General features: G+C 40.5%; 25 protein-coding genes and 1 tRNA gene. 8 read left to right on the top strand and 18 right to left on the bottom strand.

Annotated elements, in window-relative coordinates; translation table 11 throughout:
• Positions 1-25: 25 nt before the first annotated feature.
• Positions 26-979, bottom strand: a complete 954-nt coding sequence (locus DI53_RS17145; RefSeq protein ID WP_037502637.1) for an acetyl-CoA carboxylase carboxyltransferase subunit alpha — start codon at positions 977-979, stop codon at positions 26-28.
• A gap of 255 nt (positions 980-1234) precedes the next feature.
• Between DI53_RS17145 and DI53_RS17140 the strand changes: the two genes are divergently transcribed.
• Positions 1235-2110 carry a mechanosensitive ion channel family protein gene (locus DI53_RS17140; protein WP_241462459.1) on the top strand — a complete coding sequence of 292 codons (876 nt, stop codon included), beginning with the start codon at positions 1235-1237 and terminating at the stop codon, positions 2108-2110.
• Positions 2111-2113: 3 nt separating this feature from the next.
• On the opposite strand, the gene coaA is transcribed toward DI53_RS17140, so the two are convergent.
• From coaA to DI53_RS17115, 5 genes are read right to left on the bottom strand one after another with little or no spacing between them, the layout of a single operon-like run.
• Positions 2114-3061 carry a type I pantothenate kinase gene (gene coaA, locus DI53_RS17135; protein WP_037502635.1) on the bottom strand — a complete coding sequence of 316 codons (948 nt, stop codon included), beginning with the start codon at positions 3059-3061 and terminating at the stop codon, positions 2114-2116.
• A 59-nt stretch (positions 3062-3120) separates the two neighbouring features.
• Complete coding sequence (locus DI53_RS17130; RefSeq protein WP_037502633.1) at positions 3121-3522, bottom strand: OsmC family protein; 402 nt, start codon at positions 3520-3522, stop codon at positions 3121-3123.
• Between the two features lie 5 nt (positions 3523-3527).
• Positions 3528-3902: a methylglyoxal synthase gene (locus DI53_RS17125; protein ID WP_037502630.1), complete on the bottom strand. Its 375-nt coding sequence runs from the start codon at positions 3900-3902 to the stop codon at positions 3528-3530.
• Between the two features lie 18 nt (positions 3903-3920).
• Positions 3921-5153 (bottom strand): nucleoside recognition domain-containing protein, encoded by a 1233-nt coding sequence (locus tag DI53_RS17120; protein WP_037502628.1) that lies wholly within the window; start codon positions 5151-5153, stop codon positions 3921-3923.
• A gap of 55 nt (positions 5154-5208) precedes the next feature.
• Positions 5209-6258 carry a patatin-like phospholipase family protein gene (locus tag DI53_RS17115; protein ID WP_037502624.1) on the bottom strand — a complete coding sequence of 350 codons (1050 nt, stop codon included), beginning with the start codon at positions 6256-6258 and terminating at the stop codon, positions 5209-5211.
• Between the two features lie 442 nt (positions 6259-6700).
• Here DI53_RS17115 and DI53_RS17110 point away from each other — a divergent pair, with 442 nt between their 5' ends.
• From DI53_RS17110 to DI53_RS17100, 3 genes are all read left to right on the top strand, one after another.
• Positions 6701-7006: a helix-turn-helix transcriptional regulator gene (locus DI53_RS17110; protein ID WP_037502815.1), complete on the top strand. Its 306-nt coding sequence runs from the start codon at positions 6701-6703 to the stop codon at positions 7004-7006.
• Positions 6996-8243, top strand: a complete 1248-nt coding sequence (locus DI53_RS17105) for a type II toxin-antitoxin system HipA family toxin (protein WP_037502621.1) — start codon at positions 6996-6998, stop codon at positions 8241-8243. Before DI53_RS17110 ends, DI53_RS17105 begins: the two co-directional genes overlap by 11 nt.
• A gap of 160 nt (positions 8244-8403) precedes the next feature.
• Complete coding sequence (locus DI53_RS17100) at positions 8404-9792, top strand: hypothetical protein (protein WP_037502618.1); 1389 nt, start codon at positions 8404-8406, stop codon at positions 9790-9792.
• Positions 9793-9921: 129 nt separating this feature from the next.
• On the opposite strand, the gene DI53_RS17095 is transcribed toward DI53_RS17100, so the two are convergent.
• Positions 9922-10009 (bottom strand) — tRNA-Ser (locus DI53_RS17095).
• Between the two features lie 274 nt (positions 10010-10283).
• Between DI53_RS17095 and DI53_RS17090 the strand changes: the two genes are divergently transcribed.
• A complete protein-coding gene (locus DI53_RS17090; protein WP_037502615.1) occupies positions 10284-10691 on the top strand; it encodes a DUF4345 domain-containing protein in 408 nt (135 codons plus the stop codon).
• A gap of 136 nt (positions 10692-10827) precedes the next feature.
• On the opposite strand, the gene DI53_RS17085 is transcribed toward DI53_RS17090, so the two are convergent.
• Together DI53_RS17085 and DI53_RS20390 are read right to left on the bottom strand one after the other, a co-directional pair.
• Complete coding sequence (locus tag DI53_RS17085; RefSeq protein WP_131555345.1) at positions 10828-12390, bottom strand: fimbrillin family protein; 1563 nt, start codon at positions 12388-12390, stop codon at positions 10828-10830.
• Position 12391: 1 nt separating this feature from the next.
• Entirely contained in the window at positions 12392-12565 is a 174-nt protein-coding gene (locus DI53_RS20390; protein ID WP_157836793.1) for a hypothetical protein, read from the bottom strand.
• A 792-nt stretch (positions 12566-13357) separates the two neighbouring features.
• Here DI53_RS20390 and DI53_RS17080 point away from each other — a divergent pair.
• Positions 13358-13609, top strand: coding sequence for a type II toxin-antitoxin system ParD family antitoxin (locus tag DI53_RS17080; RefSeq protein ID WP_037502613.1), 252 nt, complete (start codon positions 13358-13360; stop codon positions 13607-13609).
• A gap of 205 nt (positions 13610-13814) precedes the next feature.
• On the opposite strand, the gene DI53_RS17070 is transcribed toward DI53_RS17080, so the two are convergent.
• The 3 genes from DI53_RS17070 to gwsG all read right to left on the bottom strand — a co-directional run bounded on the left by DI53_RS17070 (position 13815) and on the right by gwsG (position 17026).
• The gene (locus tag DI53_RS17070; RefSeq protein WP_131555343.1) at positions 13815-14807 is read right to left on the bottom strand and encodes a DUF6624 domain-containing protein; all 993 of its coding nucleotides are present in this window, start codon (positions 14805-14807) and stop codon (positions 13815-13817) included.
• Between the two features lie 5 nt (positions 14808-14812).
• A complete protein-coding gene (gwsS, locus tag DI53_RS17065) occupies positions 14813-15850 on the bottom strand; it encodes a grasp-with-spasm system SPASM domain peptide maturase (RefSeq protein ID WP_037502607.1) in 1038 nt (345 codons plus the stop codon).
• Positions 15851-16024: 174 nt separating this feature from the next.
• Positions 16025-17026, bottom strand: coding sequence for a grasp-with-spasm system ATP-grasp peptide maturase (gene gwsG / locus DI53_RS19760; protein ID WP_052072523.1), 1002 nt, complete (start codon positions 17024-17026; stop codon positions 16025-16027).
• A gap of 83 nt (positions 17027-17109) precedes the next feature.
• Here gwsG and DI53_RS17055 point away from each other — a divergent pair, with 83 nt between their 5' ends.
• On the top strand, positions 17110-17307 hold the full coding sequence (locus tag DI53_RS17055; protein WP_037502604.1) for a hypothetical protein: 198 nt from the start codon (positions 17110-17112) through the stop codon (positions 17305-17307).
• A gap of 60 nt (positions 17308-17367) precedes the next feature.
• Here DI53_RS17055 and DI53_RS17050 read toward each other — a convergent pair whose 3' ends face one another.
• The 6 genes from DI53_RS17050 to DI53_RS17025 form a co-directional block, all read right to left on the bottom strand.
• The gene (locus DI53_RS17050) at positions 17368-18612 is read right to left on the bottom strand and encodes a sulfate adenylyltransferase subunit 1 (protein WP_037502602.1); all 1245 of its coding nucleotides are present in this window, start codon (positions 18610-18612) and stop codon (positions 17368-17370) included.
• 77 nt (positions 18613-18689) lie between these two features.
• Positions 18690-19580, bottom strand: a complete 891-nt coding sequence (gene cysD / locus DI53_RS17045) for a sulfate adenylyltransferase subunit CysD (protein WP_037502599.1) — start codon at positions 19578-19580, stop codon at positions 18690-18692.
• A gap of 9 nt (positions 19581-19589) precedes the next feature.
• Complete coding sequence (locus tag DI53_RS17040) at positions 19590-20288, bottom strand: phosphoadenylyl-sulfate reductase (protein ID WP_037502596.1); 699 nt, start codon at positions 20286-20288, stop codon at positions 19590-19592.
• Positions 20272-20865: a precorrin-2 dehydrogenase/sirohydrochlorin ferrochelatase family protein gene (locus tag DI53_RS17035; RefSeq protein ID WP_052072522.1), complete on the bottom strand. Its 594-nt coding sequence runs from the start codon at positions 20863-20865 to the stop codon at positions 20272-20274. The genes DI53_RS17040 and DI53_RS17035 overlap by 17 nt, the downstream gene beginning before the upstream one ends.
• Complete coding sequence (cobA, locus tag DI53_RS17030; RefSeq protein ID WP_037502593.1) at positions 20865-21629, bottom strand: uroporphyrinogen-III C-methyltransferase; 765 nt, start codon at positions 21627-21629, stop codon at positions 20865-20867. The genes DI53_RS17035 and cobA overlap by 1 nt, the downstream gene beginning before the upstream one ends.
• Before the next feature lie 19 nt (positions 21630-21648).
• Positions 21649-23751 (bottom strand): HEPN domain-containing protein, encoded by a 2103-nt coding sequence (locus DI53_RS17025; protein ID WP_037502590.1) that lies wholly within the window; start codon positions 23749-23751, stop codon positions 21649-21651.
• Between the two features lie 178 nt (positions 23752-23929).
• Here DI53_RS17025 and DI53_RS17020 point away from each other — a divergent pair, with 178 nt between their 5' ends.
• Positions 23930-24889, top strand: coding sequence for a PstS family phosphate ABC transporter substrate-binding protein (locus tag DI53_RS17020; RefSeq protein ID WP_037502800.1), 960 nt, complete (start codon positions 23930-23932; stop codon positions 24887-24889).
• Position 24890 lies beyond the last annotated feature (1 nt).

Genomic DNA, 24890 nt, shown 5'->3' with positions numbered 1-24890 from the left:
GTTGTTTTATAAAATCATTCGGACATTACTCGACAACGACCCCCATATTGCTAAATTTAGCAATACGGTCGTTAACCAATGTTTCAGCGTCTTTAAGCTTTAATTCTTGAATATCAGCAAGTATTTTCGTTTTCAATGTATTAGCTGTTGCGGCTGGATCCTGGTTGGCGCCACCAACCGGCTCCTCGATAATACCATCGATAAGCCCGTTCTTCAACATATCTTCTGCTGTCAATTTTAGCGAATCCGCTGCTTTTTCTTTCTGATCCCAGCTTCTGTACAGAATGGATGAACACGACTCAGGAGATATGACTGAATACCAAGTGTTTTGCAACATATAAACCCGATCGCCAACGCCAATGCCTAACGCGCCGCCTGATGCACCCTCACCGATTACCACGCAAATTACCGGAACCGTTAACACTGACATTTCTAAAAGATTGCGCGCGATAGCCTCGCCTTGTCCACGCTCTTCCGCTTCTAAACCTGGATAGGCACCCATCGTGTCAATGAACGTGACAATGGGCCTGTTGAACTTCTCGGCCATTTTCATAAGGCGAAGCGCCTTGCGATAGCCCTCGGGATTTGCCATACCGAAATTGCGGTACTGCCGTTCCTTCGTGTTTTTACCTTTTTGATGACCGATAACCATAACAGGCTGCCCATCTATCGAAGCAATGCCACCAATGATCGCTTTATCGTCTTTTACAGTTCTGTCACCGTGCAGTTCGATAAACTCTTCGCAAAGCATTTCTATATAATCAAATGTTTGAGGCCGATCAGGATGTCTGGACATCTGTACTTTTTGCCACCCACTCATATTGGTATAGATATCCTTTTTGGTTTGTTCCAATTTTGTTTCGAGCTCGTTGACCGTTGCACTCATGTCCACTTTCGTCTTTTCCTGGACCTGTAAAACCTTTTCTATTTGGGTTTGCAAATCTGCAATAGGCTTTTCAAAATCAAATGTTGTTTGCATAATTGTATGTATCTAGCACATTTCAGCTTGCTAAGTTAATTTATTTTTACATAATATAAAACGGCGTCTGCCTATTAGTTCGCTATCCGATTTATAATCAAACGCTTGACACGGATAATTAGTTTATACATTTTTTTGTAAGGGCAGGTATCATTACATACACCACACTGCAGTAGCTAATAAATGAAATTAGCTCGAGATAATTGACTAGGCCATTGCATCAGCCGATGAAATTTGATATTTTCGTTGGTTTATATGGCAATGGTAGAAGAACGAAAACATAGGACCGTACTTAAGTTTCTGGGCAAGCTTGTTTTATGGATCATGTTGTCCACCTCATTTTGGTATTTCGAAGAGTACTATAAAGCTCACCGGCTGATCAATAATGCTTCAAGTGCGTTGAACTTATTTTTAACGGCCAGCATATTGTACTCCATCGGCCGATACATAATGATCACCTTATACAAGAAAAGGAATGAACACAAAAGTGTTCGTGGAAACTTTGTCTTGGGGATAAATCGTTTGACAGCCGTACTGAATACGAGCACAGCAATAATCGCCATTATGTTGGCTTTAGGCATAGACCCACGTGAGTTTGTGACGAGTTTAACTATCGTAGCCATGGCCATTGCGGTCACCTTCAGGGAATACATTACGAACATGCTATCCGGGCTTTTTATTATGTTTAACGACCAACTGTCTGTTGGTGATCGTGTCAAAATAGGGGGCTATCAAGGCCGGATTGTAGACATCACATTTTCCAGCCTGCTGATACAAGATGAGGAAGATGATATTGTGATGGTTCCGAATAATTTAGTGTTTACTGCTCCAATGGTAAATTTTTCCGCGCACCGATCAAGCCTTTTTTACGTGCGTTTCGAGCTTCCTCTTCAAACCGCTGTCGAGGTAGATCAGTTGGAAGCCCGTATTCAGAAAACATTGATCAACCATCCCTACCTGACGGGCGATGATGATCTACATCTTAAAGTAGTAGAGATAGGGAAGGACTACGTAAAGTATAAAATGGATATGCACGCCACCAGTAGTAGCAACAAGCTGCATCGGCAGTTAGAAAATGAAATTCTGAAAGAAGTGCTTCAGTTTAAACGGGAGTACGATCTCGATCAGTAGGTATCAGGTCTTACGAACCCTTATCCGTTTTACAAAGTGGTGCGATCCTTTTTCCAGGATAAGGTCAGCCCGGTATCGAGTAGGAAGTATGTTTTCCTGAAGATTCGGTTTGTTAATTTCGTTCCAGATGCTAGTCGCCATCGCTAAGCTTTCTTTTTCGTCCATTCCCGCGTAGCGGTGAAAATAAGATCCAGGGTTTTGGAAAGAAGTTGCCCGAAGCGACTCGAAGCGGCTGACATACCAATCCATAATATCTTTTTCCTCGGCATCCACATAGATGGAATAATCGAAGTAGTCGGATACGAAGACATTATTACCTTTGGAAGAATTCACCTGTAAGACGTTTATTCCTTCTACAATAAGTATGTCTGGTCGGATGACTTTCTGTTTGTGGTCTTCTAAAATATCATAAGCTAAGTGTGAATAGACGGGTACATCAAATTCATCTACCCCCGATTTCATTGCCGACAAAAAATTAAGCAGCAATTTCGTATCGTAGCTTTCCGGAAACCCCTTCCTATTGAGCATACCTCTTGCTGTGAGGACCTTGTTCGGGTAAAGGAAACCATCTGTAGTAACCAGATCCACCTGTGGCTTTCCCGGCAGCATCGATAATACTTTTTGTAATACACGAGCGGTCGTGCTTTTACCCGCTGCAACGGATCCGGCGATACCGATAACAAAGGGTAGTCTTTGGGTATGTTTATTTAAAAAGCCATTCACCACAGCGTGTGCATCCTTAGCGCGCTCCAAAAAGATATTGATTAAATGCGCTAGTGGGAAGTATATCTCTTCAATTTCTTTAATATTTAGCGGCTCGTTTAGCGCATGAAGATTATCTACATCATCCTGATTAAGATGATGCGAAAAATGACCATTCAAGCTTTTCCACTCGGCTCTTTCAAAAAGCTGAAACGGACTACTAACCGCATTGGTATTACTGGGAGACATACGTTTATATTTAGAATGAGGGCAAATATACTATGTAAAACAGGATATCAACGTAACTTTTATATTAAATTGCTTTCAATGACGATTGGGCTGTTCAATATTTTATGTACCGGACATCGATCAGCAATACTGAGTAATCTATTGCGTTGTTTATCGTCCAGCGCACCACCTAGTTTGATATGGCAATTGATAAAAGTCGTTTTTTGCAAGTCCGTACGCTGTTCACTGATGGACATTTCTATCTCCACGTCTTGCAAATCCCAAGCCTTTCTATCGGCATACATCCGCATTGTCATCGCTTTACAGGTACCCAGCGAAGACATTAATAGTTCTGTAGGGGATGGACCGAGATCCGTACCACCTACATCCTCCGGCTCATCGGCTACTACTATATGTTGCCCGACCAGTATCTCTGTTTTATAGCGGTCTAAGCCTGTTTTTACAATAATGTTTCTTGCCATCGTGGTTAAAATAGTCCCTCAAGAATTAACGTTCCCGTTGCAGGGTTTGTCGCCAACGGCACATTGTACAAGTCGGATATGCGCACCAGCATCTGAATATCCGGCTCGTGTGCGTGTTTCCCAAGTGGATCACGAAAAAATATAATGGCGTCTACCTTTCCTTCGGCAGCCATCGCCGCAATTTGTGCATCTCCGCCCATAGGCCCACTGAGTTTAAGCTCGACTTCGAGACCCGTTTGACGGACATAGGACCCCGTGGTTCCTGTGGCAATAATGGATGCTTGGCGTAAGTGTTCTATATGGTCTTTGACGAAAGCGACCATATCGGCTTTCTTGCCATCATGCGCGATTAATGCAATCGTTCTTTTTGTTGTATCCATCCTAATTTTTATATGCTATTATCCAAAAAATATGTAAGCCAGTACCACCGCTGCTATAAGTCCAACCACGTCGGCAATCAAACCGCAGGTAAGGGCGTAGCGTGTATTTTTGATGCCAACGGATCCGAAATAAACCGCTAGCACGTAAAAGGTAGTTTCCGAGGATCCCTGTATAATACTCGCTAACCGCCCCTGGAAAGAATCTACGCCATAAGTTTGCATCACATCGACCATCAGACCGCGCGCCCCACCACCGCTTAAGGTCTTCATAAGACCAACAGGCAAAGCCGGAACAAACCGAGTATCCATTCCTAACGATGAAAAGCCGTAGCCTATCGCATTCACCACATAATCCATACAGCCTGTGGTGCGGAATGCGGAAATGGCAACTAGTATAGCGATCAAGAAGGGAATAATCATCACTGCTGTACTAAAACCTTCTTTTGCACCATCTATAAAAGCATCGTACACATTGATCTTTTTGATCGACCCAAATACAATAAATAGTATGATGATGGAAAAGATTAACAGCCCCCCAATCAACCCTGTAATCTTTTCAATTTGTTCGGGCGGCAAGCCATTCAATCCAAAGTAAAGCAAGCACATTAAACCGAGAAAGAAACTTAGGAAAATAAGTACGGGCAAATTAAAGAGATTTATCCGTTGGTAAATGGCTACGGCAATCATGCCAGAAACGAATGAGATAAAGGTTCCAATTAGCGCTGGTATAAATATGTCTGCTGGGTTCGCCGCCCCGCTTGCCATGCGTAAAGCGATAACAGATGTGGGGATCAAGGTAATACCCGCCGTGTTCAGCACCAAAAACATAATTTGCGCGTTCGTTGCCGTTTCCTTTTTAGGGTTAAGTTCCTGCAATTCCTTCATCGCCTTAAGACCGACAGGCGTAGCCGCATTGTCCAATCCAAGCATATTTGCCGAGAAGTTCATAATGATAGACCCGTTTGCGGGATGCCCTTTCGGAACGCCCGGAAACAGTTTGCTGAAAAACGGATAAACACCCTTAGCAAATAGCGAAATCATGCCCGCTTTTTCGCCTACCTTCATAATACCTAACCAAAACGTCATGATACCCACTAGTCCTAACGACAATTCCGCTCCAGTTTTAGCGCTATCAAACAGTCCGTTGATTAGATTAGAGAATATCTCCGTATCGCCTAGAAAAACGAGCTTAAAAAGCGCAACGATAAATGCGATAACAAAGAATCCGATCCAAACGTAATTTAAAGCCATATTGATAGTTTACGCCGTAAATGTAAGATTTATGCGGGAAAAGCGGGGGCAAAGATTAATTTTTTAGGAAGTTCCATACCGATCGGTCTTTTTTACCGGGCTTATCAGCGATAATCTCCTCTACGATGGTATTGATCATTGTTTCGTTTTCGCTTACCAGCTTGTCCGCTAAGGAAATGATCTTTTGAATATTAGTTTCTGTTGCCGCATCCATTGAAGCGTCTATGGATGAAAGATTTGTAGGCTCTATGCGAATGTAGTTTTCTGATTTACCTACTGAATGAAATAGCTGTTTTAAATAGTAGTTTGTACTTTCCGCAGAACTGCTGCTCATAATATCTACGAGCGCGGGGCCAATGGATATTGCTCGTTTCTTTTTGAAATCTTCATAGTTATACGAAACCTTAGACAATCCAGTGCCTAAAGACAAAATCCAGATATCGTCAATCTTGTAGCTGTTGTAGGTTTTTATCACTTCAAGCAGTGCGGAAAGCGATGGGTTATGGGCAAATACCCCACCATCTACGAGCGGATAACGCGTGTTAGCAAGAGAAAATATCTCGGCTACAGAGAAATAGGTTGGCGCCGCTGACGTTGCACGACATACGTCACGCAAGTAAAAATCTCGTGAATCACCGTGCGATATAGCCTTCTGCTGCCGGAATAGATGATTTTTCCGTAACTCAATATTATAGGCCGTGATAATGCAGGGTTTCAAAAGCTGACTCAGCTTCCTATCACCAAAGTAAGTTAGCAATATCTTTTCGAGCACCGAGTTATCATACAATTCGCTTAAAAGTCCGAATCGGCTCAGGAATCTTCGCCAAGGTTTTGCCGCAAATATCTCAATGCCGTGGTCCAGATAGATGTCAAGCGCCTCTTTCGCACTGTATTTTGGTTTATCTGCATTTTCGGCATCTGGGCAGAGTAGAATGGACAATAGAATTCCGCCAGTACTCGTACCGGCAAAAAAATCGAAATAATCAGATAGATGCGCGCTACCATTACCTGTGGCCTGCCTTATTTTTTCCTCGAGCGCAACCAGCAACATGCCAGGAATGATACCGCGTATACCACCGCCATCTATTGAAAGTATTCTTTTCATTTTAGTAACTGTTCCTTAAACGTGATAAAGCGATCCGATCCATATCTAAATGCTGGCTATCCCAAGTAATCAGGAATTATTATGCAGGGATCTGATCCGACTCATTTCCGAAAATACAAAAAAGGGGACAAAACTGTTATTGCACGATTAAAAAAATTTCAATTGCCAATGCAATGGTGATTACCTTCCGGTTACTCATTTGCTGCTGCAAAAGTTTGATAAAGCGATTAAATGGTAAAACAGAGAAAATAAAAAAAGCTCCAATTTTGTAGATTGAAGCTTCTCGCGGAGAACATGAGACACTCTTAGAACACCCTGAAGACTTTTTAATTGTAGTCAAATCGGTTGCTAAAAATCTCGAAATTTAATATGTATTTAAAATGTAAAATGTTGTTTATTATCAACATTTACTATATATTTGATGATATTAAACAACATTAAAATGCAATCAAAAAAACAAACATTACTTCCCAAGTTTCAAAAGACATTGGAAAAAATGGGCGAAAATATTAAGTTGGCTCGCAAACGCCGAAACTTAACTACAATTCAGGTTGCAGAAAGAGCTGGTATTGACCGTACTACCTTATACCATATTGAAAAAGGAAATCCGAGTGTATCTTTTGGTGCCTATTTTAATGTGTTACGTGTATTGGGTTTACAGGATGATTTTCTAAAGCTGGCTTCCGATGATGAGTTTGGCAGAAAACTGCAAGATCTGAAACTAATAGGGAAAGATAATGGCAAATAGAACAGACATATGGGTATATGTACATTGGAAAGACATGGATGAGGCTAAGTGTGTTGGTATCTTGTCGGCACAGCAAGCCAAAGGTCGGAAAGCTTTCAGTTTTTCTTATGACCAGCATTGGATTACATCACAGGAACAACTGCTATTAGATCCAGACATTGCCTGGTATGGTGGACAGCAATATCCAAACGGCAAAGAAAACTTTGGAATGTTTCTCGATTCGATGCCTGATACCTGGGGGCGTACACTCATGAGGCGTAGGGCAGCGATACGTTCCGCAGAAGAGGGAAAATCTACGCCGATCTTATATGATATGGATTATTTATTGGGTGTTCATGACCTTAGTCGTATGGGAGCATTACGGTTTAAGAAAGACCCGGGTGGAGATTTTTTGGACAATGATCCGATTTCTCCTACGCCTCCTTGGACAAGTGTAAGAGAACTTCAACATGGCGCAACATTGATAGAAACGAGCGAAGATACCGACGAGGTAAAAAAATGGTTAGGAATGCTGATGGCCCCAGGATCCTCTTTGGGAGGGGCGAGACCCAAGGCCAATATTCTTGACAATGACGGCCACCCTTGGATTGCAAAGTTCCCCTCTGCCAATGATACAATAGATAAGGGCGCATGGGAATACCTGGCTTACAAACTGGCTATTGATGCTGGAATCGAAATGGCAAATTGTCGTCTTGAAAAAATCGCAGGAAAGTACCATACTTTTTTTACCCAACGCTTTGACCGAGACAAAATGGAGCGTATCCATTTCGCTTCGGCCATGACGATGACGGGTAAATACGAGGAACGGATACGGGATGAGACGCCTTCCTATATGGAGATCGTTGAATTTATTCAGTTTTCGGGAACTCGTGTTACCGAAGATTTACATCAATTATGGCGACGGTTAGTTTTTAATATCCTTGTTTCCAATACAGATGACCATCTGAGAAATCATGGTTTTATATTGACTGACGAAGGTTGGCGTTTGTCGCCCGCTTTCGATATTAATCCATCGATAGACAAGGATGGACTAGCATTGAATATTGATATGGATAACAATACACTGGATATAGAACTTGCTAAAAGTGTTGGGGTATATTTCCGGTTATCCGAGAAAGAGATGCGTTGCATTATAGAAGAAGTTAGCTCTTCGATTGCAAATTGGCAAACGGTGGCTAAGGAAATTGGGATCACTCGAAATGAGCAGATGCTAATGCGTGGTGCATTTAAAATTTAATTTTTGACAAGTAAGATGGTGGTAGAATACATGGGTTGTTGAAATCGGTACGTCATTAGCAGTAGCAATTATACTGTATTTGATCTATCATTTTTCTGAAATCAGATTAAATTAGGTTATCTATACCAGAAGAGCTACGAATATAAAACCTAATTCAACCATGGACTTTCCAATAATTTATAAAGAAATACAAAACTTCATATCCATATTTAGCACAAGAGAGCTGGCATACCTCTCGTGGCTAGCTATAATTATTTGCCTGATTATATCATCTCCTAAGCTACGGAAATCAGTATGGAATGTACTAAGGGCTTTGTTTAATTGGAAGTCTAACATTATATACCTGCTTACACTAGGTCACTTTTATGGCTTGGTATCCGTACTGTCAATATTTGGTTTTTGGGATAACTCCTTGCTAAAAGACACAGTATATTGGATTCTGTTAAGTGCTAGCATGTTAATGTATCGGATTTCTACAAATAAAGCCCCTCCAAACTTCCTCAAAAACGCTGTAAAGGACAATGTTAAGTTTTCTGTTTTTCTGTCATTTGTAATGACTTTGGCTACATTCAATTTTTGGATTGAATTTATAGCGACACCTATATTATTATTATTTGTTGGAATGCACACAGTTGCACAATACAAAAAAGAGCATGCGCCCGTCCGAAAGATTTTAGATATTTTGGGACAGACTGCATCAGTCTTATTTCTAATATATCTTGTCTACTTTGCGATAGGCCATTACAGCGAATATCTCAGCATGCAAACATTAAAGGAGTTTACACTCCCGATTATTTTAACGATACTATTTATCCCTTTTCTTGCTGCACTAAACCTCTATGTACAGTATGAGGACATTGCCACACCGTTAAAACGTAAATCAAAAAACAAGTTACAGTATTACCAATGGCTTTTTAGTGCAATAATCTTCTTCAATTTTAATATAAAAGGCGTTATTAGATGGCGTAACAATTTTGTCTATTTAAATCCTGAGGAAAGCCTATGGAGTTCTATGAGAAAAATTCGGGCAAAACAAATCGAGGAAAACATACCACCAAAATACCCTGAACTAGAGGGTTGGAATCCTATTGACGCAAAAAAATTCTTATATAGAAAGAATATAAATATACAAGATTATAGCTCCAACCTCGGAGAGATATGGGAAGGGAGATCCAAAGACTTAAAATTATCTGAAGATTTTATGACAGGAGTGTGCAATTACTTCATTAAAGGCAGTAAATATGTTGTACATAGTTTGCATTTGAAATTTACCTGTTATGATTCGTCACGTATTTCGGATATAAATTTGTTCCTAAGCATCTTCAATGAATTATATAATATGTCAGTTCATGAAGAAATCCCTCGCAAGATCAAAAAAAGTATATTGATTTTTAAAAACATAGATTATGAAAACCCGTATATGGAAATTGGGATTCATTTCTACATGTGGAACAATGAAAGAAAAGGATATAACTTGAGTATTACTATTAAACATAAGAACCTGACCATTGAGCCAGATGTCCCTGATATATTAAAACTAAGCACATGATGAAATTTGTATTGCGCACATATTCGGTTTATTGAATCCTTACAAGCGATATTGTAAGTATCCACAGCGATAAACCAATAAAACAGAGAAAATAAAAAAAGCTCCAATTTTGTAGATTGAAGCTTCTCGCGGAGAGGGAGGGATTCGAACCCTCGATACAGTCATCCCGTATACAGACTTTCCAGGTCTGCTCATTCGACCACTCTGACACCTCTCCGTTTCGGTGTGCAAATATAAAAGAAATATGGATATAAGTGGAATCTTTTTTCTATTTCGTATCTCGGATGATTGGAATAGCTGCGCTACCTCGCACGCTATTGCATTTGCGAAGTAGCGTGACTATACCTTTAGGATAGTGGATTAAGTTTACTCCAGCAAAGCCTAAGGAGGGCCGCTACCGAAAAACTTTTAATCGTTAACATTTTAAAAAATGCGTATATTGAATAATTCGCACGAGAGTCAGCTGATATAACAAACAAATTTTTTCTGAAATGCAGAGTGAACAGTCCGAAAAAATATTATTAACGATAGCCGCAATAGGACTAGTGCCTATTGCACTGAGCTATGGTTTTATGCCTGAAAAAACGCTCACACCTCTTTATGGAATCGACGTTGCTAACACCAATCTAAAACACATTATGCGCGCTGTAACCGGGCTTTACGTTGGACAGATAGTCATTTGGCTGTTAGGAGCGACCCGTGATAACATTAGAAAACCAGCACTATTCTGTTTGGTAATTTTCATGTTGGGTTTAGCCTCGGGAAGAGCAATAAGTTTTTTAGTCGAGGGCGCTCCACATTGGATGTTAATAGTTTATTTCATTTTGGAGCTTGCGCTAGGGATAATCGGACTAACATTCATTGTGCGACAGAAAAACGAAAAACCTGTAGCTAGATAGCTACATATTTAGCTTTTTAGAGATTGCGAGAAATATTGAAAAGCATAAAATCTTCGCTTATATTTTTTTTGGTTACGACAAGAATAAAGTGTTCAAAAGCCTAACTCATTTCGTCTATTTTATTTTGTAATGCTGTTTAATTAGGACAGGTGATAATTTGTTTACCCCGTGCATTTCCGGTAGATAGCGTGAGACCGGTAGTTGCCTGAGTAATTCTTATATTGTTGCTTCCTGTAGTATTCCATGGCACGGTGTTAAAAGTAAGATTTCCTCCAGATACGGGAACTAATGGGAATGATACGCCATTGCTTTCCTTTCTTCCTTCAAGCGACACTTGGCCTGTCGAACTTACTGTAACCCTAATTATAGGTGAAGCAGCATTACCTTGCAGATTAAATATCTCCGGGACGCCACTTACGCCCCATAGTGCACCATCAGCAAACTGAATATTCCTAGGAAATCCCGAAACGCCTGATTGAAATTGTATTTCATTTGACGCTATCGGCGTCCCATTTACTATCATGTTGAAAGAATTATCTAGCCTGTAAATATCCAATACATATCCATAGTCCGCAGATTGAGCTATGAAATCAGCAGAGTTTCCATTCCGGACATCAAAAGCTGTATTATTGACGTTCTGTGTGCAGGGAACCCCGAAATTTAAATTTAAATTGTATTTCTTCCCTGGTTCAATATTTAAATTTGGAACAAGAAATTCTGATCTCGACGTTCCATTTATAGTCAAATTCCGCAATGTCAGTGTGCCATTTGGCGTACTTGGTGCTACCAAAAGTGTGGGTGTACTAGTTAAGCGTTCGGTGCCACCTGGTGTTATCGCTGGAAAAGTTACCGTTCGACTACTATTGGGAGAAAGGGGGGCATAGGTAATCGTTTCGGTTCCTAAGGAATAGGTCGCACTAGTCCTGATTGGGCTAATATCTGCCGAATTAATAGACGTTATAGTGCCACCTATGGATGGATCAACAACTAAACTCGTAGTGATTTCGGTGAAAATATGCCTGAGAACGACTGCAAGCGTATTGTCACCGGATTGCACAGTTAGTGATCTTTTAAAAACCATTAAATCCTGCGCTGTTGCTGTTACGGATCCAGTATTAAGCGTTCTATTTGCGCTATTCGTATAAACGATCGTGGGGGAGCTATTTTGCGTATTAAACGAAAGTCCAACAAATGTATACGTAGAACCACCATCAAGGACGAAAGCTGCTGTCTCACTTTCTCGTCCAGAAATGTATGTGTTTTGCGCTAAAAACTCACCGGATTCATTGTATACAGCAATCAAGTATCGGGTACCTGCTGGTAACGGGTTGCGCTCGATTGCAGCAACGCCAACACTAGATCGTTTTAGGTTCGTAGGATTGGAATTGGGTTGAGAAACATCGCCTGCGGCCTCCTCAAGTGTTCCAAACACAGTGATATCATCGCTAAAGGGCAGCGTAAAAGAGGTCCTATGGCCAATATTTTCCCGATTAGCTGAACGCAAATTGTTTGCCTGACTCCGAATAACTGCCGGATCTGAGTTGTTATCGATGTCACGTTCTACATCCGTTAGCATGACGAACACTTGCGCGGATCCAGAGCCAGAGGACGGATCGTTCATGTCTTTCTTACAATTTGTGAAAAATAAAAAGACAATAACGACCATTGGAATAGCTTTTAATAATCTAGAATATCTCATATTACCAAGTGTAAGTTCGTTCAACATCAGGGTCAACATCCCATTCGTCAGACGCTTGCTGGTTTGCATCTACAGGCCGAACTAAGGCAGAACCAACTACTATTGACTTTTCAATAAAGATGGAGAACGTATCAATGGTAGGAGGGGAGTATATTAATTTTTTAACCTTTTTCATAGGATAAACTTTTTTGATTGTCAATATTCAAATAATATATAAATTCAGGAGTTAAGTCATCTAAATCGAACAAGAAAAAAACATAATATAGAAAGTAACGTAAAGCTTACTTAATTAAAGTAGTTGTAAAGCTACATATTTTACGTATATTTCTCAAAATATTAACACATTAATATCTTAAAGAAAATCAAGTTAATCATATCAGTTGTTATTAAAACATGTTTATAGTGGCGTTTGCTTGCGGATTAAAGTACGGATCTTAGAGTCAACGTGTAGTATACGTTGCGGGGCCATGTATAGTTAAAATTGTGTTTTAAACTAAGGACTGATGTTATAACCCACGCGCTATCTTAAAACTGTTGGGGTATCATTTATGTACATGTACACAACAAAATAAGGTAACCGAAAGAAATGGGTATACCGGAAAGATAGTGTATCGGAATTTTAATGTTATTGAGATTAGCATCCCTTAAAAATAAAAGAGTGCATGTTATACAAAGAGTTGTTGGCAGCCCCAAGTTATTACACATGTAAACACAGTGTTAAATGGGAAGATACTATGCCGTTGGGAAGATGCCTCATATTCTATTTAACATAATATAAATTATATACAATTTTATATTTTTGTTCACGACGCATTCGAATCCTGTAATTGCACCTAAAATGGAAAAATCTTGACGACTAGAAATTTCACATGTGTACCATTATGTCTAGTACTAGCAGGTGGACTTAAGGCGGTGCTAACTTTGAATAATTACCACAATTTGGTAACTTTATACAAAAACTAAGAATATGGGACGCAATACATCGGTATCACTTGGAGATTACTTTGAAGATTTTGTGACGCGCCATGTCGCAGATGGCCGTTATAAAAACGCAAGTGAAGTAATTCGAGCAGGCCTTCGACTTCTTGAAGTAGAAGAAGATAAAGTAAAGGCGTTAAAAAGCGCCATCGAAGAAGGTGTCAATAGCGGGATAGCTACAGAATTCGACGCAAAAAAACATCTCATCAACTTAAAATCTGCAAAGAAACAAGATGGCTAAATATGTATTAACCAATAAAGCTGTTGAAGACCTCGGCCTTATTTGGAATTATACGTATGAAATGTGGTCGGAAAATCAAGCAGATATCTACTATCAATTGCTAATTTCGTCCTTTGAAAAAATAGCCCGAAGCCCCGCATTCTTCTGCAACATATTCCTTTGAGAAATCTACCAGGTGTAGTGTGTAACTTGCATACTATTTTATCTATTCTTCCTTAGATCGTTTTATCAGTAACTCTTTCACAGTTTCCAAATTTTTTAAGTAATCATCTTTACTCCACTTGATGCCAAAATTTTTCACGTAGTCAGAGATCGGATTAAGGCCAACCTTTGCTCTAAACATATCTAAAGAATCGATATCGCTAACTGGTAAAAGATAAACTTTTTTGTTAACCGTGTCTTCGATTAATTGCGTCCCATACTTTTGGGTTTTGCCAATCCGAAGATTTAAACGATCTTCAAACATGGAATAAGCTTGCATACTTATCTCCCCATTCTCTGCAGCTGACTTCAAAGTAGATTGGTAGCGCATTTGCTTTTCTAGAGGAGCGTGCTGTAAGACTAAAAAAATTGCGCTTCCAGCTTCCCAAACTTTAGCATGACTTGGCCATCCCTGTGTGTTGAGTATGTTCTCTATAATCTTTAAATTTAAGGAATCGTTTACCGATATTCTATCATTGATATTTTTTAGATCTTCAGCGCTTTGGTTTTTACTCTGAGCGTATTTGTACCGCTGTTGTCTAATTTTTTGATCTTGTTTGTAAACCTCATTTAGTTGAACAAATAATTCATCATCGAAATAAATACTTTTATTTTCTTTAATTTTATCAAATGCTTCCTTCCACTTTTTATTCAGCGCCTTGGTTTGAAAAACCTTTTTACTAAATACATACTCGTCATTTGAATATTTCAAATCATTCACTAAAATTTGCATCGCTCTATAAGCGCTTTTATCTTCTCCAATTTCAAGCAAAAACTCGCAAGCTTTTAACAACGTTTTGAAAGAGCTAAAAGTTCTTTTATCGATGAGAGTGATGTAAATGAGTGCCGCCTTCTTTTTTTCGTCCTTAGAAATAAGTGAGTCTGCAGTAGCTTCAGCTAAAATAGATTCATTTTTCATAACTAACCTGTCTTGCGCTTGACTGAATATCGGTTTTAAAAAAGATATAATCATTATTATAATAATCTGTCTCATCATATTACTCATGGTTTTACCTCCCACTTTGCGGTGTACGGATCGTATAAACAACTTGATGGTTTAGAATATTCATTGAGCGGATCAGAAACGAATACCCTACAATCAATGCAACAATATCTGAATTCGCAATCTTTGCAAATCTCGATTTTGTCTTTATTGACTTGCCAATATCTTTTGAAATTTGCCAACTCGATGATTTTTAGTAATTCCCCAACTCTGGAAATATGCCCATAGTTTGTCCCTGAGCTTGGACAATTCTTTATAAGTCCTTTTTTGTCTATCGAAAGTTTTCTATTTAAACAAGAATTGTAGCGAGTAGCTTCCGAAAACATATTGATATTGACTGTAAAATTATCAATAGAAACAAAGCCACAACAAGCTTCATCTAGAAGTGAGGTTGTTATAAAAGAGAAATTTATATCTATCTCTTTAAATCTCGCCTTAGACAACTCGTATTCAAGATCACTTTCACCCCAAAAGATTACTTCGGTCAACGGAATATTTTGTTCAATTTCAATAATTAACCTTGATAAAATGTCAGTGTATGGGATAACTAGAGAAATATTGTCAAAATCATATTGCTTTGCCAAAGAAAGAATATTTTTCAGGCTATGCTCATCTATATCATAAAAATATCTCATCTGGATTGTCTCACAATTGATTGCTCTTAATTTTGTAAAAATATCAGCGTAATCGTGACGACTAAGTTTATCCGTGTCAATGACTACGTTTGTTATCTGATTTGGCCAATCGAACTCGAAATCAAGATCAGGAAATCTTGCTAGTTCCGATGTTTCACAGAAAAAACCATAATCGTTGTCAATTAAAAATTGTAGATATTCATCTATAACTTCACATTCCGATTTATCATATTGCTCTTTTAATTGCTTGATTGGATAAGTCCTTAGTTCTTCCAGTAAATCCGTCATCTCATTCGGAATTAATTCCAAACTCCTTCGTTGCAAATCGTACAAGCATGATCGATATGCCCCTTTAACTGGCACGCAACAAGCGTGTAACTTGAAATAAACTTCATTTTCCATTTTTTTTTCCGAGAATTGAAATTGGCTTATAAAATGACACAAACGGGTGATTATTCGTTTGGAAAATTTTCGACTCTGCATTTCTGAATCGCTTTTTAGTTGCATTATCATTTTTATCTAAAACATGAAATGCAAGTGGAGCAAATCCGTCGCTTTTATTCATAGTGTTGTTTTTTAATATATTAAAGAAAGTTCTTTTGCTATCTCCCTCTCTATAAAGTAGTTACAAGGATAAGATACCATCCCAAATTGGCCAACAGGGTTGACCTCCAGAAAATAAAGTTTCCCACAGCTACTAACGATAAAGTCTAACGATCCCGTATTTAGATTTGACAAAGTCATAAAATTTCTAATTTTGATTTCGTCATCGTGCTTTAGCTTATAAGGCACGCATCGATTGGGATTTTGGTGGTCATAGCGACGGAAATCTACTTTCGTCTTTGTCGAATCTTGGGAAAAAATAGCCATGGAAAAAATCTTCCCCTTCAGATAAAATACTCTCAATTCATACTTTTTATTGATTTTTGGCTGTATTAATGATGGAAAAAAATCTTCGGATAATGTCAGTGAACTAATATTTTCCAGAAGTTGCGTATACATAACATACCTGACATATCCACCATCGTTTTGAAGGAAAATTCCATCTCTTATAGCCTTGGTCACATGATTGCTGTTTAAATATTTCGTAACTCGTTTCTTTGAAGTTTCTATAAAAGTATCAGGGATGAAGAAACCGCAGTTATTTGCATGCATCAGATGAATAAGTTTATTGTTTCGAGAATTTGAACGCTTTCCGATAGACCGATATCGGTTCTCCACTAAATCGTAAAAAAACTCGGTTAGTGTGGACATTTCACCTTTTAAAAACTTCTTTATTTGAATTATATACGACTCGTCTTCTTTATTCCAGGAGGTTGTTTGTAAGACGGATTCGAAAACATTTTCGAAAAATATATTTCCTTTCCTATACCAAACCGAAAGAATCTCGTTAGAATTTATTTCCACCCCGTTTTTATCAATAACGAAATCAAACCCTTCATTCCTTATCTCCATCCGCTTTACCGTAACTACGTCACCCAAATTTAATCTCAGAAATTTTATATTAAATCTTATTAGCCATTTAATAACTAAGTCGGTAGTAACATCAAAATTTTGGCTTATTATCAAAACTTTCATAATAAGTTTGTTTATATTTACGTTCAAATATAAACAAATATTTTTATACTACATTATTGTTTATAAAGAGTAGATTTATTATTATGAAAAAGTTAAAACTGAAGAAACTAAGTGAGTTCTCTGCTAGGCAGAAGCTCACTCAAGAAGATTTAAGAAAGGTTGTCGGAGGCTCTAGTAATGGAGCGCCAACTTGGGTTACGTTAATGGAAACCCAAACTGGACCGGAATATGGGGACACTTTTCTTGATGGTGACAATGACCGGCTTCAAGACGAAAGTTAGGATTTAATTACTGTTAAATGGTAAGCCCGTTCAAGAATTACGAACGGGCTTTGTTAACCATTATGCTACATCTTCAATCATCAATGCGGCTACTGTTAAATTGCTTCTTGGATCAATGAGAATGGCTCTTGAGTTTTCTGGAAAATCGCGATGCGTATCGAAAACAATATCGCTTGCTGCTTTCAGGCTAACTTTGCCAATATCATTCAATTTAAGATCCTCTCCTAACAACTTCTCTTGCGTATTTACATCGTACTTGTAGTGTACGTCTGTAATTTTGACCTTTGTGATATGGCTATGGTTTTGCAACAAATAGATCTGGCTGTTATCTAGAGGTTTGCTATCAAACCAACAGATGTTTGCTTCGACCTGCCGATCTGTCGCTGCAGGAAACGTAGCCGGAACGATAAAGTCGCCCCGTGAAATATCCACATCATCTTCCAGATGCACGATAACAGACTGTCCATCCTGTGCGGCTTCAAGATGCGCTTCTGCCAGTTCTATCGCCTTAACAACAGATCTTGCGCCACTAGGAAGAACGAGCACTTCCTCGCCAACCTTCAGCCCCTCTCCTAACACACGCCCTGCGTACCCGCGGTAATCGTGCAACTCGTCCGTTTGCGGACGAACAACCCATTGTACGGGAAAGCGCCAAGGTTGCTCTTTATTACCTTCCAGTTCGATATTCTCCAGGTAATCAAGCAAGGATTCCCCCGTATACCAGTTCATCTTCTCCGAAGGCGCTACAATATTATCTCCTTTTAACGCCGACACCGGTAAAAAATCAACATTTTCCAGTCCTAACCGATTCGCTAGTGCCAAATAATCAGTCTTGATGTTTTCGTAAACAGCTTGCTCATAATCCACCATATCCATTTTGTTTACACATACCAAAACTTTTTTTAAGGATAGCAGTTGGGCTAGAAACGAGTGGCGCTTAGTCTGTTCGATCACCCCTTTCCTAGCATCAATCAAAATAATGATCAGTTCCGAGTTTGATGCCCCGGTAACCATGTTTCTAGTATATTGAATATGTCCAGGTGCATCCGCGATAATAAATTTCCGCTTTTCCGTCTGAAAATATTTATAGGCCACATCAATGGTGATGCCTTGCTCCCGCTCCGCTTTTAAACCATCCGTCAAGATCGCCAGATCCACGGTCCCATCGTTATTCTTCCTATTTGCCTTTTTAATCGCTTCAAGCTGATCATCCAGAATCGAATTGGTATCATATAGCAAGCGACCTATCAATGTACTCTTCCCGTCATCGACAGAACCTGCTGTTATAAACTTTAGTATGTTCATTTGTTAGATAGTATTGAGTATTGTGTAATGCGTATTGCGTATAATTCTCAATACACAATACGCATGACGCAATACTATTAAAAATATCCCTGTTTCTTCCGTTCTTCCATGGCTGCTTCGGAGACTTTATCATCCATGCGTGCGCCTCGTTCACTTACTGTTGATGCCTTGATTTCAGTAATGATGTCGTCTAACTCCACGGCGGTAGAATCTACTGCGGCGGTACAGGTCATATCACCTACTGTTCTGAATCGAACCGACTTATGCTCTACAATATCATCCTCATCTATCTGAAGGAACGGTGCAGCAGCCATCCATTGGCCATTCCGAAAAACGACATCGCGGTTGTGGCTAAAATAAATCGTCGGCAGCGCTATTTTCTCGCGTTTAATGTAATTCCACACATCGAGCTCTGTCCAGTTAGAGATGGGGAAGATACGCACGTTTTCTCCTTTATGGATTTTACCGTTAAAGATATTCCATAGTTCAGGACGCTGCCGCTTGGGATCCCACTGTCCGAATTCATCACGAACGGAGAAGATCCGCTCCTTCGCACGTGCCTTTTCTTCGTCACGACGAGCGCCTCCTATGCAGGCATCAAACCCATTTTTCTCAATCGTGTCTAGCAAAGTAACGGTCTGTAAAGCGTTTCTACTCGCGTTCTTTCCTTTTTGCTCGACTACCTTACCTTGATCGATACTATCCTGAACCAGCCCTACGATAAGCTTCTCTCCGGTTTGTTCAATTAACCAATCGCGGTATGCAATAGTCTCTGGAAAGTTATGCCCTGTATCGATATGCACCAAAGGAAACGGAAATTTCCCCGGACGGAAAGCTTTCATTGCAAGGTGCACAAGCGTGATCGAATCTTTCCCTCCCGAAAACAGAAGCGCTGGATTCTCAAATTGCCCGGCTACTTCGCGTAAGATATAGATAGCTTCCGCTTCTAAATGATCTAAATAATCCATTCTCTCTCGTTATTTCGTTGTAATATGTAAACCACATTCTTTTTTACTGGTATCCTCCCACCACCAGCGACCGGCCCGAAAATCTTCGCCGGGCTGCACAGCGCGTGTGCAGGGCTGACAGCCTATGCTTGGAAAGCCTTTATCATGCAGTGGATTGTAAGGAATGCTGTTGCTTTTTAAAAAAGCCTCCACATCCGCCAATGTCCAGTCGAAAATAGGATGTATCTTGATGATATTATTGGCTGCATCCCATTCCACCGCCGACATCCCTTCGCGATTGGCCGATTGTTCCGCGCGAATGCCCGTAATCCACACCTTGAACCCATTGATAGCGCGATGGAGCGGTTCGATTTTCCGGATATAGCAACATTCCTTTCTGTTGTCCACCGACTCGTAAAAGCTGGATGGCCCTTTTGTGGTCAGCAAATTCTCCACAGCTTCCGTATTCGGATAATATGCTTTTATAGGTAATTTATATTTTTCGAGTGTTCGGTTCCAAACGTAATAGGTTTCTGGAAACAATCTACCTGTTTCTAATGTGAATATGGAAGCCTCGCTCTTCGCTTCTGCGAGCAGATGCGTAACCACTTGGTCTTCGATGCCAAACGAAGTGGAGAAAACAGCCGTATTGCCAAATTGTTGTTCTATATACCGGATGATATCGAGCGCTCCAAGCCCCTCAATCTCGTGCTTAATCTTCTCTATCATAAGCCTCCCTTCTAAAAAAATCTTGCGTATGCTCATTCAAGAGCCTTACTTTTTCTTGAAAATCTCCCCTCAGGTTGTTGCGAAAATTACTCATGAGCGTAAGCGTTTCATCAATCTCCTCGGGCAACAAATCATCAAGAAACTCTTTCAAACGTTTTGCAATAGTCGGCGATTTGCCATTCGTTGATATCCCAATTTTCAGATTTCCCTTCCGTACAACCGATCCTAGATAGAAGTCGCACAAGCTTGGCTTATCGGCCACGTTTAATAATATGTGTTTTATACGTGCCAGCTCCCGAATGTGCTCATTTAGCACAGGGTTGTTTGTCGCCAGGATAATCAGATCTATGTTCTCCAGGTCTTCATCACGAAAAGCTCGTTCTGAGGCGGTCAATGTGGACGAACTTGCGATCAGTTCATGCACATTAGCGTCAATACGTTCCGCAACAAGGTGCACCTGTGCGCGAGGGGAATTGAATAGTATAGCCTCCAACTTTTCCAAGCCTATCGGGCCGCCGCCCACAAGCAACGTCTTGATTTGGTCAAGCTTGACGTATATGGGAAAAAGTTCGTTCATTACTGTGCTATCGCTTTTAGTTCAACTTTTAATCGGTCAAATGCCTGATGTTTGGCAACGACCTCGCCTATGACAATGATAGCAGGAACACCAATTTGGCTTTCCTTTGCTTTTGTCAAGATATCGTTTACGCGGCCTAGAACAACCCGTTCCGTAGGAAGCGAACCGTTTTGAATCAACGCGATAGGCAGCTCAGCTTTGCCTTTACTCGTATATAATTCCACCACTTGCGGCAGTTTTGCGTAGCCCATCAATAAGACGATAGTGGCCGTGCTTGCCATAGCAATCTCAAGATCGGCAGAAAGTTGCCCCTCCGAAGTTGATCCTGTAATTACCCAAAAGCTTTCGCTCAGACCACGATATGTCAGAGGTATCTGCTGCAGTCCGGTTAGTCCCACAGAGGAGGAAATGCCGGGAACCACCGCGGTGGGAATATCAAATTGCCGGGCATAATCCAATTCCTCTCCGCCTCTGCCAAAAACGAAAGGGTCTCCGCCTTTTAAACGCACGACATGCCCGTGTGTCAGCGCATAGTCGACCAATAATTTATTGATGTAATCCTGCGATGTGGAAATGCGCTCGGCACGTTTTCCTACATATATTTTTGTGCATGTGGGTTTCGCGTAGTCAAGAATTTCCTCATTTACGAGGGCATCATACAAGATGACATCTGCCTCACGAATGGCTTTAATCCCTTTAAGGGTGATCAAATCCGGATCTCCTGGCCCTGCTCCCACAAGCGTTATAAATGGTTTAATCTGCATTTTTCTCTCCTTCTCTCTTTTAAATCGTAACGCGCAGTTCCTCTCGTCTGCCTGCTGCTTCGTAATGAAATGCTGTAGACTGCTTGATAAACAGTTCTGCAAATTCTTTCGAAGGTTCGTATTTATTAATCTGTAGAACCCTTTCAGCAAATGTAGTTGAAAATTCGAAAATTCCGCTGTCTACATAGTGCTTATCGAAATCCTGTATAACGGCCGCTTGTGTGCTGGCATTGACGCCTTTGTCAAGCAGAAGAGCCTTTGCTGTCCATACGAACGAAGCGTATGCATGATATATGGCATCCGCATATTGCTGTTCATCGAACGCCTTGTTTGCCAGCTCCAGTTTTTCTTCCGCTTCAAGCAATAAAGTAGCTACCAAGTCAATCACTACGCCGGCACATTCGCCTACGCCGATCGCTGTCGCAAATGTCTCTTCGTGGCCCCAATCAATAAATTCATCAGGCGAGAGTGTTGTTAGATCAGCCAAAGGCTTCAAAAGCTTATAAAAGTAGTCTTTCGTCTGCCTGTCATAGTAACCGTGGAAATTTTCTTCTTGTAGTCGATTTGCTTTGTAATCTGTCAAAACGAGATCCGCCACCTGTAAAACACGTTTTGTAGGGACCTTAATAACACGCTCTGCAACGCGGCCTACACCATTCCCCACTGTTCCTCCACCCAGCATCACCTGCGCTGCAGGAACAACTTTGCCCGCTGCTTTTACGGAGCTTCCGTGAAAGCCAATATGCGCAAGGCCGTGTTGGCCGCAAGAGTTCATACAGCCCGATATTTTAATTTTGAGATTTTGTTCATAGATAAAATCCTCATGAAATTCATGGATGTACCGTTCTAATACACGGGCCATCTCTGTAGAGTTCGATATACCAAGGTTACAGGTGTCGGTACCTGGGCAGGTCGTCACATCAGACGTACTGTTGTAGCCGGGCTTTGCATAGCCCAACTCCGTTAGTAGATTAAAAATATGAGGCAAGGACTCCGGGCGCACATACTTAAATAGCAAATTTTGGTCTTGCGTAATACGGATATCATCTGCAATATGACCTTGTACACCAGCGATAAGTTTTCGCGCCTTAGCCGTCGGAATATCACCTGTCAAAACCTTAACATACACCCCATAATAGCCCGCTTGCTTTTGCGCAAAGATGTTGGTTGCTTTCCAGAGCTCGTAAGCGCGAGCATCAACTGGCTCGGCTGGCGTGATAGCTGCTGTTGGCGGTTCAGGCTGAGCAATAAGATCCCGGTCCACTTGAAAGGTTTGTATTTTATTAGCGATGCGCTCTTCGTCGATCAGTCGTAACACTTCTTCAAGTCCGAGTTTTTGCACTAAGTATTTGAAACGCGCTTTATTTCGATTATTACGTTCGCCATAACGATCGAATACACGTAGGGTAGATTCTATGTAGGGTAAAATTTCGTCTTCTGCCAAAAAATCAAAGATCTCACTAGCCAGTAAAGGTTGAGAGCCAAGACCACCACCTAGCATCACCTTAAATCCGCGAACCTCTTTTCCATCGACTATTTGTATTTTCGGAATAAAGCCAAAATCATGGATGTAGGAAAACGCCGTATCTTTATCACTCGATGAGAATGACATCTTGAATTTACGTCCCATTTCCGCGCAGAACGGATTCCGAAGAAAGTAAGCGAATGTGCTTTGTGCATAGGGTGATACATCAAAAGGTTCATCGGGATCTATCCCTGCCGCCGGTGATGCCGTCACGTTACGAACTGTATTGCCACAAGCCTCGCGCAACGTCATATCGTCCTCTGCTAGCTTCGCCCATACTTCAGGCGTCTTATTTAAATTAACGTAATGTATTTGAATGTCCTGACGCGTCGTCAAATGCAGGTTTTTGCTCGCATATTCGTCGGATATGTCTGCAATTTTTAGCATTTGCTTAAAAGTGATACGTCCAAATGGCAGCTTAATACGTACCATCTGCACGCCGCTTTGGCGCTGGCCGTAAACACCACGGGCTAACCGTAAGGAACGAAATTTCTCTTCAGGAATCTCTCCACCCTGAAATTGCCTTATTTTTTTTTCCAGTTCTATTATCTCTTGTTCTACAACCGGATTCTCTAATTCTGTGCGAAAACTTTGCATACTACCTTCTCTTCTCTTTTTAAGATTTTGCTAATTGACAGCAGATATTTCTACGTTCTTTTCAACAACCTAGCTACAAAGTTATAAAATATTTATCTAGTTATCATATAATATCTATCAATTTAGTATATATTTGTAAAAATAATCAAGTCTATCATACTAAAAGTAATTCGTGCCTGTGCGTAAATATGTAATACATAGTATCCTTCTTTTATTCCTGGCGGTATCATGTGCGCCGAAAGTGAAGGAAGGTTACGATGAGAAGAAGGGTTTTGTTGGTACTATTTCGATATCTGGTGCTTTTGCGCTCTACCCGATCGTTGTATTATGGAGTGAAGATTTTAAAAAGATCCATCCAAATGTGCGTTTCAATATTTCGGCAGGTGGTGCAGGCAAAGGCATATCAGATGTACTTTCAAATATGGTTGATATAGGTCTTGTATCGCGCGATTTGCATGCGCAAGAACTTACTCGGGGGGCATTCCCCGTACACGTTGCGAAGGACGCTGTAGTTGGTACATTTAATGCTAGTCACCCGAATTACGATATTTTAATGCAGCGTGGGCTGTCTCAACAAGAGTTAATTGGGGTATTTGTGAAAAATAGATACCGACTGTGGAGTGACATCGACCGTCGCTTGGTGCGCGAGCCTATTGAGGTGTATGTCCGATCGGATGCTGCTGGCGCAGCAGAGACATGGGCGAAATTTCTTGGCGAGCGGCAGGAAGGTCTGAAAGGCGTTGGTATTTTTGGCGATCCCGGTTTAGCGCAGGCTATTAAAGATAAGCCCTTTGCGCTAGGATTTAACAACCTCAACTACGTTTTTGATTTAAAAACGAAAAAGACCGCTACTGGCCTTGCCGTGCTGCCTATCGATATAGATGGGAACGGAGAGCTTGATAGGGACGAAAATTTTTACGATAGCCTTGATTCACTGACGTCTGCCGTAGCCACAAACCGCTACCCGTCTCCGCCAGCGAGAGATCTCACTTTTGTTATCCACAAGGATAAGAAAACGAAATTACTGACGGAGTTTATCCGGTTTGTACTGGAAAAAGAACAACAGGGTTATTTGCTGGATAACGGTTATGTACCCTTAAATAATGAACTTAAGCAAATTGAACTCAATAAATTGTAGC

The sequence above is a fragment of the Sphingobacterium deserti genome (assembly GCF_000757725.1).
Classification (GTDB): domain Bacteria; phylum Bacteroidota; class Bacteroidia; order Sphingobacteriales; family Sphingobacteriaceae; genus Sphingobacterium; species Sphingobacterium deserti.
Note: the sequence above shows the minus strand (reverse complement) of the source record. Positions and strands in the feature narration are given on the sequence as shown.